This is a genomic window from Bacteroidia bacterium, assembly GCA_037045145.1.
Lineage (GTDB): Bacteria > Bacteroidota > Bacteroidia > AKYH767-A > OLB10 > OLB10.
This window is the reverse complement of record JBAOIA010000011.1, coordinates 2,010,193-2,024,118: the sequence shown is the minus strand read 5'-3', so window position 1 is coordinate 2,024,118 and position 13,926 is coordinate 2,010,193. Positions and strand designations below refer to the sequence as shown.

Here is a 13,926-nt window from a genome sequence, read left to right as displayed (position 1 = left end):
GTCTATCGCAAATGGCGGCAACCACTGTAGATTTACCTGTTCCTGGAGGACCCTGAACTATTGCAATATCAGGGGTATTAATAGCAATCTCAACAGCTTCTTTCTGATTTGCCGTTAAATCATCTATACCAAATTTGTCTTTCAAAAACTTTCTGGTTCTTTCTGTTAAGGCTTTTTCATTCCTCTTTTTTGCTAACATAGCATCAGAAGCACCCTCGATTGCAAAAAGCAGATTTCTGGTAATAAATTTCCTATCCTCTCTAAGACTCTTTAATGCCCTTTCCCTTCTTTTGTTTACAATCTCATCGCCTATTAGAGAGATAAGGAATTTACCTGTTTCAGGAATAGAACTTAGTTCATCATATAGTTCAAAAGAAAAATCATTACTTATTGATTTCATTAAGAACCGCTTATTTTCTGCCTGCTTTACTTCACCTTCCTTTTCTATTGTAAGTTCTAGTGAAGTGTTTAATAAATCATCCTTACTTTCGTTAATTGCTAATTTCAGTTCTTCTGTCAAATTACCAATTCGAACTTTCGTAATTCCATCTGGAAGAAATCTAATTCGGTTGAAGCTTAATTCACCAACCTTTTCTTTGAGTTGGTTTGCCCTTTCTAATTCAACTGCAGAATAGGTTTGCCATAGTGCAATAAGTGTATTGCCTTTAGCTTCTTCTGCTTTAATAGTTTCGTAAGCTTCTTTTGCTTTTGATGCCTCTACAAATTTGATTGACGGGTATTCAGCTACATTCAGGATTGAAAAGTCTGCGTATTTTTTGGCAAATGGCTTATTGGTTATTTTCTGAACAATCCATTTATTCTCTTTCACCAAAATATCAACTCGTTTGCGAAGACCGTGTATTGTGAAGCTTAAATCTGTATTGCCGGGATAGGTTTGAACAAAAATAAAATCAGATCTTTCGGATTGGAATACAAAATCATTATTAAGATTTTCAGATAACTTCTCAATCTTAACATTCTTATTTGCCAAGATTATATTATCGCCAAAACCAATTTCAAGAGATTCGTTGAAAGTTTGGCTAGTGCCACAGGGAAGATATTTTATCTCAATGCTTTCATCTTTTACATTAGTAATCCAGAATAAGCTTTGAGCAATGGTTGCTTTGTCAGTTTCATTGTCGCCAATAGCATTACTTGTGAATGATACACGCAGTGGGGCTGTGTTAAGGCTGAATAAAATTTGGTTGGATTCAATTTGTTCAGCTTTCAAGAGAATTGGCTTTTTCTCCCAATTTATAACACCATTGAGGATTTTTCCATTAATGGTGTTTTGAAGTGTTTCTTCAGGAAAATTATTCAGTATGTCTTTTAAATCCGCCATATTAATCTATTGTTAGCACCCTTTGTGGAGTGTTTAAGTCTTTCAAGTGAAGCATATATTTTTGTTTGTCCTGTTGGGTAGCATCAACTACCCTTATTTTCTTTGGGGTGTCAAGAAGAATGGTTTTGCCACCTTCAGACAACCCATTGCGGGGACTTATATTGAACTTTACACCATTTAATGGTGTAAGTAAAATTTTTAATTCATCCTTTTCCTTCAAGTACTCAATTTTTAAAAGGGGAGCTAATGGCTCTATTTCGGTTAAAAGAAAATTGAAGGCAGCAATTTCCTTTGGAGTGTTTTCATCAATTAAAATTTCATCATAAACTTCCGGTTGTAAGCAGAACTGCTGTTTTACTTCGTGTGTTTTCTCATCATAATATTCAATTTCCTCCCATCTTCTCATTTGAATACGAGTCACTTTTTGAGGTGCTTGTCCACAGAAATTGCAATTTTTTGAATTGTTGTATGGGTATCTAAGATTGCAATTGATGTTACCACATCTCAGAAGCTCATTTAATGCAAGATTTAGCATGTCAAACCATTCTGCCATACTTGGTCTTTCAAGAGAATTATTTAGCCCTTCTTCAAAATTCTTCCTGAAAAGATTTAGGAGTTTTTCGGGCATTACTTTTTCTGAGGGTAGGCCGGTAGTCCTTTCATTGGTGTGGTCTTCAGAATGGTCAACCCAGGGTAATTTACCTTTTAAGGCTTCTTCTTCCAGTTCTGGTTCACCTTCAGAAACATAATCGCCAATTAAAGGGTGGTTTAATGTGAGCAGTTCATAAGCCAATACAGCAAATGAAAAACAGTCGGACATGGTTGTATTAGGAGCATTATTAGAAATAACTTCAGGTGCACCATAGAAAGGGGTGTAGATGTTATTTACTATACTTGTTTTATACCTGAGATTGTCTAAGTCAATTAAAAAAACATTATCTGATTCAGACTTTTCAGATATAAAAACATTGTTAGGTGATAGATCACAATAGGCGAGACCCTTACTGTGTAATGCTCTCAATAATGCTGCTAATCGAATAAGAACATTGTATCTTTTTAATAAACCCCCTGATGACAAATACCATTCTGCAAGATTTGTATTTTCTGTTCCAAGTTTTAATGATGACAAGGGAATCATTCCAGATGCAAATTCAGATACGTAACCATTCTTTGGTTGTGTAATTTGTCTTAACGGAACTGCAAACACTTTTTTATCTAACCCTAAATTTATTAGGAAATTAATTTTGGATTTGGTTGTATTGTCATCAAAACTTTGGTTGAAAAGTTTAACAATGTGCTTTTTGTCTTTTAGCAAATAGGTGACACCTTGAGAACCTTCACCAAGTTTTTCAAGCACTTCGTAACTGATATTTTTTGAATCTACTACGTTCATTTAATTTTTATTTGACCAGATGAAAATCATTGATTTATCATCATTGTTTTTTTCGTTTAGGAATTCTTCTAAATCACATTTTAAAGCATCATTTCTTCTTGATACTTCAATATTTTGAAATTTATTTTTAAAATAGTCATGCAATGTTTCAATTTTTTCTGTTTGTAATTCGTCAGCAATGCCATCAGTTGCAATCAAAAAATCAAATGTGTGCCCAAATTCAAATAAGGCCAGTTTGAAATTTTCATCTCTACCAGAACCAAGGCAAACGGTCTCATTAGAGAAATCTTTACTTGTTGTTTCTAAATAGCGGAATAAACCATCCATTCTAAGCGAAACCAGAACATCACCTATCTGACCAACAATTATTTTCTTTTCCTTTTTGAAAACAGCTATAAAGGAGTTGGTAGTTCGATAATCACTTATAATGCTGGAAATTGATTCTATTTCCTTTTTCCACCTTTCTTTTATCTTATTACTGAGGAATTGAAGTTCAGACGAAAGTTGAAAATTTTGTATTTCATCAATTACACTCTTACAAGCAATTTGTGCTCCTTCTAACGAATTTTTAGATGAACCTAATCCATCTGAAACTGTGGTTATCAGAAATTCATCATTCTCAAAGACGTTTATATAGTCTTGATTGGGAATAGCTTCATGTTTATCGCCACGGATACTTGCTTGTATGATTGTAGTTTTCAACTCCATTAGAAATCAAGAGTTTCGTCATCAGGCATTTGTGGAATTTGCTGCATATCCGGTGTTTGACTTTTCATTCGCTGGGTAACAGACATTGTTACGAACCTGAAAAACTTCCTTATATCTCTTGCACTTTCACCCAAAACCAAATATTCAGGTGAGCTTACAAATTTTGATAGCATATTATGGTCTGCGTCATCACCAATTGCCATAGCAATACGGAAGGCTTTTGAAGACCGACCATCATTAATAAGGTCATTCATTGGAGAAAGAAAATCATCAGTCGGAATTCCATCAGTCAATAAAACTATTGTAGGTTTATAAGATCTTGATGGTATTTGTACTTTGTCTTCTATTAGTTCTTTTAACATTGTAAACGCACCACCCATAGGGGTCCTGCCTTGTGCCTGGTAAGCCGGTGTGTTTACTTGGCTAATTGGTGTTAACGGGATATCACAAGTTGCACTTTCACCCCCGAAGCTGAATAAAGAAATGTGTATTTCTGCCTTGTTGCTGTCTTCGTCCTTTATTGAATTAATAAAATCTTTTAGTGCGATGTTTAAGGCATCTATTTTACCATTTGTTCCCATACTGCCACTTCTGTCTACTGCAACAATAACAGGGAGTGGTCTTGGTTTTTGAATTAAGAAGTCGTTTAATGAGTCCATATAATTACGTTTTTAAGATTATGGAGCAAAGTAAATACACACCTGTGCACTGTATCTGCATTGATGAAAATATTATTGAAATGCTGGGTATTTTTTGTTCTGCTCATTTTCATTCTATTACTGTTTTATAAAAACCAAAGGCTTTCCTGCCCGAAGGGTGATAGTTTTTCATGCTGAAAGTAGGGGTAGATTTCTGCCACCATTTCAGGGTATTTTATGGTAACCGGTAAGCTCTGTTGATTGGTGCTTTTCCAATACATTCTGCTGAACTGGTAAACCTGATCTATTAATTGCTCCACCAAATTCATATCATCCAACATGCCTTCAACTGTGCATGACAGGGCAATCTTAACCGGAAAATGATATTCTTTCTGTGCCGGTTTTGCTGCTGCATCGTAACGGGTGTTGTTGAATAACAGGTATTCCGATTTGCCCACTTTCAGTATTGTGCCACTATACGGCATCAGGTTTTCACTATCCTTTAAATCAAACCCTATGAGTTCTTTGCTTTCCGTTTTATTGATGGTTACAACAATTACAGGGATGTTCAAGCCCAGTGTATGTAATGTCTTCAGGATTGGTTCTAATTCCTTTTTACCAATGTCTTTATAGAAATGAATAATGAGCCTCGAAGCGGTGTAATTGACTGCAATGAACTTAGCCACTGCCTCCCTGATAGAACCTGCAAGACTTATGGTATCATGTCCTTTAAAACAGTCAAAGCCTTTGAAAATACCTTCGTTATTGAAACAGAAAGCTGAACCTACAAATCTTGATTTGCTGGTAACAGAATAAAATGCTCCTACACCCACAATCAATTCATTATTGGTTGGCCGGTTCAACCGCCAGGGTACACCGCCCAATTTTGCCAGCATGGCAATTTCGATGTGTGGTAAAAAGGTATTGAAAAATGAATTGGGCTTTCCGTTCTTATACAGGTGTTCGCTTTTAATTACCTGCGAAAGCACACCTTCATACAATAAGATTTCTTTGATTTTGTAGTAGATGTTCTTTCTTGATTCATCCTTTTCCAACTTGGGTACAGGGTTAACAAATAAAGCCATGTACTGTGTATCAGGAAGCCACTCTGCATTTTTAACTGCATTCTTAATTGTAGCTACTGCGTTTTCTACTGTATCAAATTCAACATTCTTTGAAATATCTAACTCAAATGGAACTTTGATGTAATCCTGCATTTTTGGGAAAGGGAACCGATCATCTTTATAGCCAGTATGCAGGTAGCGGTATAATTCAGTAACAGCGGTTGCCTTATCAGCAGCCTGGTAAATGAAGAAGAATTTAAAGTTGCTTGGCTTTTTTGGTAACTGATAAGGGCCTTTGGATTTAAAGTCTTTCTTTGGCTCTTTGCCTGTTTTGCCGCCAGCATACAACAAATCGTTGGATGTTGAATTAATCACCCTGAACTGGTCGGCTTTGGGTTTATAAAAACCTTCATCCGTTATGGGTATGATGCTGCGGAAAGCATCCTTGTTTAAATACTTGTTGTAAAAATCTTGTAGAAAACCGAGGTACTTCGGATAACGGTTTTTTAAGTCCGGCACATCAAAAGCTATTTCCAAATGTGGTTTGAGTTCATTACTCAGAATTGGATAACAATTCTGTGGCTGGTTGATTACTTCTGCCGGTCTGTATTTCCATTTGTAGATGACACCGTTGCAAACAATCCAATTGTATAGGTTCGTATTGAAGTTGTAAATCTCAGAAACAGGCTTTGCAAATACTTTGGTAGTGCCATCATAAGAAAGCACCAATTCAGGTTTATCACTCACCCTGGCAAACTGCACCTTTATTGTAAACTGATTGTACACTTTGTATTTTGCAGTGCTTTTATCAGAGTTGTGAAACCATACTTCTGTTTCACTGGTGAAATTTTCGTGCATGATGTCTGCAATACCTTCAAAGTAATTTCTAATGAGGTAGCGGTAATAGTGGTTGGCAAACCTTGTAGAAACTGACAAATCAATATCCAATTCTATTGCATCGTCTTTTGCCGGTTGAAAATCGGTGTACAGCTTTTGCAACTCCAGCAATTCTAATGGAGTGAACTTATCATCAAGAAGCCCTTGCAAATCATCTTTGAACACAGGAAAATAACCTTCCTGCTTTTGCTTGTAAAAGGCAAATGTTTGTTTCCCTGCTGGCGGGTTAAACGGGATGATATTTAAGAGTAATTCTTGCTGCATCGGCTTGTATTTAATTCATTATTTTATTGCTTGTTTTATCAAACTCATTATGTATTCAAGGTCTTTGTCTGTTTCAACCTGTATCTGATAATCTCCATTGCCCCAATGTCCTTTTTCTGATACGTCTTCTGCCAATTTCTTGGCGTCATCTAACTTTCCCTTTTTTAGGTTGATCCATATTTTAAGAGAGTTTTTCAAAATGCATATATCCGCAAATACTTTGCTGTCTTTACGAAAACCGATTTCCATTTTCTTGGGCTTAATCTCAATGTCATCTGCTAATTGTATAACTCCCTGCCTGAATTTTTGATAGAGTTCGGCAATCAGTTCGGTTGTCTTTTGGATGTGTTCTTCTTCGGTGTACACCTTTATTTCTTCTGTTACTTTTTTGAGTGCTTCTTTATTTTGGGTTAATGGTTTTATACTTTCTGCTGCATTCGATTTTTTAATTGGATTGATAATGATGGTATCATTGTCAAATTGTTTTACTTCCCATAACTCAATGGCAATGTCTTTAAAGTTTGTTGCCTGAACTTGGTTTTCGGTAAAATTTGTTGATACAAAAGCAACCCTTGTCTGGCTCCAATCCACATCTTCTCTTTTCATATTTTGCCGGAGGCTTTCATTGTACTCCACAATAAAATCAGCTTTGTTTTCCAGCATCAAGCTGAGGTAAGTAAAGCCCTGGTCAACAACACTGATGTTTTTATCCCTTTTGTATTCTATAATGATAAAGGCACATGCCTGTGGATCATAAGCCAATGTGTCTATCCGCTTATTTTTAATGGTGAACTCGCTTTTAACCAATACAAGCCCCATGATGGCAGACAGGTTTTCCTCAAAGACTTTTTGAATGTCTTTCTCCAGTTTAAAAGGTTTTTCTTTTACCTCTTTTAGTTTGCCAGTTTGGTTAGTGTATAATGCCATGTTTTTTTTATTATGTGTTAAGCATAAGCCTTGAAATTCCCGTTTTGTGCCATCATTAAAAAGTGATCGAAAACAATATCACATTTGTTACTATATACAGCCCTATCATAGCTTTGAGGCAAAGTGTCGTTCAATACCTTTTTAATTGCAGCTTGTACTTGAAACCTTGTCTGTGTATCCTTATACCAATCTGTAATCAACACAGTTGGTTTGTCGTCTTTCAATTTATGTAACAAGTTCTTGGCTGCTAACTTTACTTTCTGTTCCTCATCTTTGGTAAGATTTTCTTTCTTTATCAAATCGAATATTTCGAGTTCCGCCTCGGTCATGCCTTCCCTTGCAGCTCTCATTTCTTCCTCTCTCATCTTTTCTACAAAATCCATCAAATCATCGAAATAACTCTCATTGCTTGCATTGCCGGAATTGTAGCGGTCAATAATTTCCTGTAATTTTTGAGCAAAGCTGGTACGGGTGGTATTTCGCTCCATCATCTGCTGTAATTTGTCAGATATGAAAGCCCTCAAATCTGAAATTTCAATGTTCTTATGAGGTGCTTCTTTATACTCTTCCCTTAACTTTTCAATATTTAATTTACTGAGGTCAATTTGTTTCCATGCCTTGATAGCATATACCGGACCTTCTGCCGCCATATTTTCAAATTGGGGCTCGTTTGATTTCTCTTCTTCCTGAGCAACAATGCTATCATCTAATAATTGACCAATTCTTCTTTTAGCACTGTCCAGATTTCCTCTGTCAGCCCTGCCATCAATCACCTCACGGAGATAATGAACAATAGCTGCCAATGGAAACTCCTTTCTACGACCTAATATTTCAGGTTTACATGCTTCGTACAAAGCATCAATGGTATTGTCGTAAACTATGAACTGTTTTCTATGTTCATCATTTGCAACAATAGTATCAGCGTATTCATCAAACAGGCTAAGTTTGCTAAAGATTAAGTTTGATTCTTTTATGTTGTTTAAATCAATACCAATATTTAGACACCATTCATTGCATTCATTTATAGCATCTTTCAGCAATACATACAACTGGTCTTTTTCCTGAACCGGAGCATCTTCACCTTTCCCTTCACCGGCTCCAATTGAACCACCACCATATGATGCAAACGCTTTTTTAAGATTGCGGAAAACATTGTAGTAATCTACTATTAAACCGTTTTTCTTGGGTTTGGTATTTATCAAAAAATCTGTAACCCTATTTGCCCTTGCAATTGTTTGCATTAGGGTATGGTCTTTCATTGGCTTATCTAAATACAGAGTAGAAACAGTTGGTGCGTCAAAACCTGTTAGCCACATGCTGCATACAAAAACCAATTGTAGTGAATCTTTAGGGTCTTTAAATTTGCTTTCTAAATCCTGACCGTTTTCATCTACAGTCAATATCCGCTTTCTATGCGTTTTAATATCTAATCCTTGCCTTTCAAACTTTTCATCTTCTCCAGCCTCCTCGCTCACAATAACTGCCATATCGGTTTTACGCATCCATTCTAATATCTGCTTCAAATCATCTTTTGCAACTTTGTCCTTTTCTTCGTTTATCTGACGCTGGATGTTCCGCTTTTCTTCTTCCCACAATCGCTTTACTTTATCATACATTTTTACAGCGGTGAACTTGTCAATGGTCACAACCATGCCTTTACCAAGATAGCCTCTGCGTGGAAAATGATAGACGATGTCTTTAGCAATTATTTCTAAGCGATCATCTGCTTTGAGCACACTCATTTCCTGAGCAAATTCTCTTTCTAATTTTATTTGCTGTTCCTCCGTGAGATTTTCATCACTTACAATATCAGCCAGATCATCATCTATATCGTCATTTTGAAGTAATACTTCGGGAACCCTTTTATGATAAAAAAGAGGAACAGTAGCCTCATCTTCGATACTTTGTTTGAAGTTGTATTCAGATACATTGTCTCCAAACCATTCATGCGTCAATTTTTTACTGCCCAATAGCGGTGTGCCAGTAAAGGCCATGTATTGTGCATTTGGCAAACCTGTACGCATGTTTTCAGCCAGGTCTTTGTACTGTGTTCTGTGGGCCTCATCTATAATAACAATGATGTCGTTGCGAAGTGACAATACAGGATAAGCTTGCCCTTTGGGATAACGAAATTTCTGTATCAGTGTAAAAACATACCGTGTATTGGTTTGCAACATCGCTCTAAGGTCTTCGCTATCTTTTGGTCTGCATTTGGTGTCTTTACTGAATGCACCTGCACCCAAGAAATTACGGTATATCTGGCCATCTAAATCATCTCTGTCTGTCACTATCAGGAAGGTGTAATTGCCGGTAAATTTTCTGAACACTTTACGGGCAAAGAAAATCATACTATAACTTTTGCCGCTACCTTGTGTATGCCAGAAAACGCCCAACTTACCTTTATTTCCAGTGTCTGTGCCGGCAGCATCGTGTTCTAAGCGAAGTGAGAAATTACTGATGGCATTGTTTACTCCAAGGAACTGATGGTTCTTAGCAGCAATCTTTGCAATATCATTGTAGTAGAGAATGAAATTTTCTACGTAGTCAAGGAATCGTTGTTTTTCACATAGCCCTAATACAGCATAGTCTAAACTAACTCCATATTGTTTAATGCGTTTTTTATCCGGGACTTGATTTTCATTCTCCGCTCTTAGCCAATGAAAAAAGTGCTCATACCCGGAATTGAAACTACCCACTTTTGTTTCTAAACCATTACTGAGAATGCATATTGCATTGTAATGAAACAACAACGGAATGTCTTTACGGTAATTGAGCAAATTATCATCGTAAGCATTACGAAGAGCAATGTTGCTATTTTTAAGCTCAATGAAAATGAGGGGCAAGCCATTCACAAATACTATTAAATCTGGTCTTCTGCGAATAAATTGACCTTGTATCCATAATTGTGAAACTACCAGGTAATCGTTCTTTGTCTTCTCATTAAAGTCAATCACTTTAACGGTGGCGGGCTCTTTACGACCTTGTGCATTATTAATTTCAACCTGTACTCCATTTTTTATCAGACCATAGGCTTCTTTATTAGCCATCAGATCACTTTTATCTAATCTTGTTTGGCAAAGCTGTTCGTAGGCTTCCTCAATGGCTGAGACAGGAAGCGTTGGATTTAATTCAATCAACTTTTTCTTTAGCAATGGCTTAATGATGACATCAGTTTCATTCAAACGGCCCGTTAAGTCTTTATCAATACAATTGAGATGACGATACCCGAGGTTGTGTACAAACACCTCTATGGTTGCTTTTTCTATTTGATCTTCTGATATAAAATTTGCCATATTATGTAAATCTTATTGGGCTAAGGTTAATAATTAAATCATCTAATTTTTGGATTACCTCATCACTAAAACCTGAATCATGAAGAGCATCCACCAATTCTTCCTGACGTGGTTGCCCGAATGTTAATCTGTAAAATGTGAGTATTTTAATTAGATTATTGAACTTCTCTATGTCTCTGCTGAAAGGATACAAAGGCACGAATCTTTCTATCTTTATATCACTCAATGTTTCGGTATGCCAGTATGGTACTAAATCACAGGAAAACTTAGCCTGGGCTTTTTCCTTTTCAGCATATTTAAAGACCTCTTTCCAAATATTATTTTGGGTATTACCATAGGCTATCTGATCTCTGTATTTACTTGCCAGATTGAGCCTGATTACAAGCCCTTGATAGCGATGTATTCTGCCTTCTCTTTGCTCAAAATCAATGGGGTTAGAAGGTAGATTCCAATGGAATATTTTTTTACAATACAAATGAAAATCCAAGCCCTCCTGACCAATGGAAGTGGAGGCCAAAACAAAAGGTCTGAAAGGTGAATTAAATGCTTGGCGAATATTAATTTGCCGACCTGCACCTTTAGCAGTGTTAATTTTTTGAGTGCCAAAGTCAACGGCATAATGCGACCTGATGGCTTTACGCTTTGGCTTTTCCTTAGTTAGATTTTCTAAAAATGTTGGGTAATCTTCAATGTCTGAAGTGGCAGTTCTTACAGAAAGAATATCGGAAATGAAATCACTCAGCTCATTTGTGGATTGAATATTCTCACCATTTATCAGTAGATACACAAATTCATCCAGCATAGCCTGCATATTTCCATCAATCATGTATCGCAATGCCCGTTCCCAATAATCACCATCCTTTGTGTGCAACCTCACGATGGCAATGCTCTCCGGTTTATTGAACATAGTTAGAAAAGCAGAGCAGACATTGAAGGCGGCATCGAATAAATCATTTGACAATTCTTTGTACCTTCTTTGGCTTCTCAAATAGCATATTGCCGGTGAACCAATTGTAAGCTCAGCCATGTGTTCACAAATTACTTCCAGTTGCTCATTGCTTAGTTTACCTGCCGCAATGGGGGAATGGCTGGTGAAAGCAGCTTTTGCCAATTCAAAATGTGTTTTTCTACCGATACTTTCATCTTTATCAGTACCGATACTCTCAGCATCAATCGAAAGTTCTGATGGCGGTATTCCTTTAGATAGCCATTCTGTTAGCACCTTATTGTTTTCACTTGCTTTATCTAAAAAGAGAGGACCCAACCAGTACCACTTTTGCCAGTCACCTTCACCACTTACATATTGGTTAAGATTAAGCCTTTTGAAAGTAGCCATCAACTGGCTCTTTATTTCAGCTTTGATTTGTTGAACTGATTTTTTCTCTGCAACATTTATTGCGGGGTCATACAAATTGGCAAGAAACAGGCAAGGATAAGAAAGAATGAAATTATTCATCTGCTGAGGTTCCTGTTCCTCTTTTAAAACCTTGAATGTAAACTGTGGTCTTGGTGATCTTCTTTTTTGAAAGTAATACGGTTTAAAATTCTCTTTCTCCTTTTTCTCTCTGTCAGAAATTGATTTCGGATTTCCAATTGAAAGTCGTTCGGCTTCATACGAAACCAATGATGCCACCATACGAGGAACTAATTTCCACGATGAAAAAATTAATGTTTTAGAATAACCCCAGCTATCTTTAAAAGCACCATCTAACTCATAGTATGGAATGGAAGGGGGTATCCACAAATATTTCCAACCATTATTGTGTACTGTTTCATCTAACAACAAACGCAGCTTAGCATTAGGAAGCGATTTTGCTCTCGGTGGAATAAGTGGTTTGTAATCGTTAATGTCTTTCAGATTAACCCAGCCGTGCTTTGTTTGCCTTACCAATTGCTGAAGTGCCGCATCTTCTAAAATCAGATTTCTGATTTTTTCCTTGTGCTGATAATTGTCTAAGAATGATAAGGCAAAAGGGCAAGACTTTACATATTCCAAAGGAACAGGTAGTGATGCTTTATGATCTTTATTAAGCAATAAGGTAATCTGGTCTAAAACAACAAAATCATTGATGTCTTCGGGCTGAATGGAAATTGGTTTATTTACATGTTTTATCAATGCATCCCTGTCGTTGGACGCAAGCAGCTTTTCTGTTCTAACAATGCTGGTGCGGTATAGGGTTTCTAATTTGTTTTTCAATCCTATTGCACCTGGCATTTGTGCATCCAACGTATCCGGATGACGTAAAAAACCAAATAATGCTTTACGATCATGTTCATACTCCTTCCAAAAATCAGCTGCTTTATCTGCCATCAAAAACTGTAGAACTGTAATAAATTCATTGTAATGCACCTCTCCATTCAATTCATCAAAGTCATTTGTGTATGGCTTAAATGGTGTAGCAGACAGCATGAGGATTTTAGAATCTTCAAATGAAAATATATCCCTTGCCAACTGAATTGCAGGGCTTACTTCTTCTTTGTCGTCTTCTTCGTTACCACCTGTTTTGTCAATTAATTTCTTGTAGCGTTGAAATTCATCAAGGATAAAAATATCTGCTTGTAAAAACTCAATACAAACTCTTGACAAAAGGAAACGCAATGAACTGATAAGCTCCTTACTGAAATTGTAATGGTAGTAATTGTTTTTACGAATGCCCAATTGACAAAGGTTCTTCAGCAGTGTCCAATATTTTACAGGGTAGCTGATACCTGCTGCATTGAATGACTTTGGTAAATCCGCAGGACTTACTGTTTTATCTAATGCCTTCTTAAATTCACTATATACTTTTGGCCTGATTTTCTTTAACCAGGCTATTTCTTTTCCGTTGTCTAATTCCTCGGCATACTGAATACGAGCCTCCCAATTTTCATCCTTAATTCTTCTATTGCCTTTCAGTATCCATTTTAAACTATTGCTTAAAGGCTTGAAATCGCTGTATGAATACAGAAGCCTATACAACAGAACTCTTTCATCAGCTTTGCCAGCATGTGTTTTATCATCAAAGGAGGTAGCAGGGGTAAAGGCTTTTATTCTGAAAGGGAATTGTTGTTCTTCTTTTGCAGATATATAGGCCAAGCCCGTTAATCTATCATCATCCTCTGAATAATCAATGGCTAAATTATCACCTGAGAAATTGAGTTTCTTTAAATTTTGCCTCGCCAATGCCTGATTGGAGCAGATATAAATAACATTGAAAACCTTTTTATTCGGTGTGGGTGTAAACTGACCAAATGCCTTTGCAATAATGCCCTTTGCCACAATGGTTTTTCCCAAGCCTACCTCATCCGCAATCAACATTTTGCCCCTGCCTTTTACATACAACTGCTTAAAAACGTAATCCACCGTTTTTAACTGGAAGTCTTTTAGCCCTGCTAATGTTTCTTGTATTTTTTCCTTCAT

General features: G+C 36.6%; 8 protein-coding genes. All 8 read right to left on the bottom strand.

Annotation, left to right across the window (positions count from 1 at the left end):
- Positions 1-1,342, bottom strand: a 1,342-nt coding sequence (locus V9G42_09450) for an AAA domain-containing protein (GenBank protein ID MEI2759636.1), incomplete at its 3' end; no start/stop codon positions are given.
- A gap of 1 nt (position 1,343) precedes the next feature.
- Positions 1,344-2,735 (bottom strand): protein kinase, encoded by a 1,392-nt coding sequence (locus tag V9G42_09445; protein ID MEI2759635.1) that lies wholly within the window; start codon positions 2,733-2,735, stop codon positions 1,344-1,346.
- On the bottom strand, positions 2,736-3,443 hold the full coding sequence (locus tag V9G42_09440) for a protein phosphatase 2C domain-containing protein (protein ID MEI2759634.1): 708 nt from the start codon (positions 3,441-3,443) through the stop codon (positions 2,736-2,738).
- The gene (locus V9G42_09435) at positions 3,443-4,102 is read right to left on the bottom strand and encodes a VWA domain-containing protein (protein ID MEI2759633.1); all 660 of its coding nucleotides are present in this window, start codon (positions 4,100-4,102) and stop codon (positions 3,443-3,445) included. The genes V9G42_09440 and V9G42_09435 overlap by 1 nt, the downstream gene beginning before the upstream one ends.
- Positions 4,103-4,227: 125 nt before the next feature.
- Positions 4,228-6,306 carry a Piwi domain-containing protein gene (locus V9G42_09430; protein ID MEI2759632.1) on the bottom strand — a complete coding sequence of 693 codons (2,079 nt, stop codon included), beginning with the start codon at positions 6,304-6,306 and terminating at the stop codon, positions 4,228-4,230.
- A gap of 18 nt (positions 6,307-6,324) precedes the next feature.
- On the bottom strand, positions 6,325-7,233 hold the full coding sequence (locus V9G42_09425; protein MEI2759631.1) for a DUF5655 domain-containing protein: 909 nt from the start codon (positions 7,231-7,233) through the stop codon (positions 6,325-6,327).
- 17 nt (positions 7,234-7,250) lie between these two features.
- A complete protein-coding gene (locus V9G42_09420; protein MEI2759630.1) occupies positions 7,251-10,526 on the bottom strand; it encodes a type I restriction endonuclease subunit R in 3,276 nt (1,091 codons plus the stop codon).
- Between the two features lies 1 nt (position 10,527).
- Complete coding sequence (locus V9G42_09415) at positions 10,528-13,926, bottom strand: helicase-related protein (protein MEI2759629.1); 3,399 nt, start codon at positions 13,924-13,926, stop codon at positions 10,528-10,530.

Excerpts from the sequence above, each read along its gene's own strand:
- V9G42_09445 (MEI2759635.1), bottom strand. The coding sequence starts at position 2,735 with ATGAACGTAGTAGATTCAAAAAATATCAGTTACGAAGTGCTTGAAAAA.
- V9G42_09415 (MEI2759629.1), bottom strand. The coding sequence starts at position 13,926 with ATGAAGGAAAAAATACAAGAAACATTAGCAGGGCTAAAAGACTTCCAG.
- V9G42_09430 (MEI2759632.1), bottom strand. The coding sequence starts at position 6,306 with ATGCAGCAAGAATTACTCTTAAATATCATCCCGTTTAACCCGCCAGCA.
- V9G42_09440 (MEI2759634.1), bottom strand. The coding sequence starts at position 3,443 with ATGGAGTTGAAAACTACAATCATACAAGCAAGTATCCGTGGCGATAAA.
- V9G42_09435 (MEI2759633.1), bottom strand. The coding sequence starts at position 4,102 with ATGGACTCATTAAACGACTTCTTAATTCAAAAACCAAGACCACTCCCT.
- V9G42_09425 (MEI2759631.1), bottom strand. The coding sequence starts at position 7,233 with ATGGCATTATACACTAACCAAACTGGCAAACTAAAAGAGGTAAAAGAA.
- V9G42_09420 (MEI2759630.1), bottom strand. The coding sequence starts at position 10,526 with ATGGCAAATTTTATATCAGAAGATCAAATAGAAAAAGCAACCATAGAG.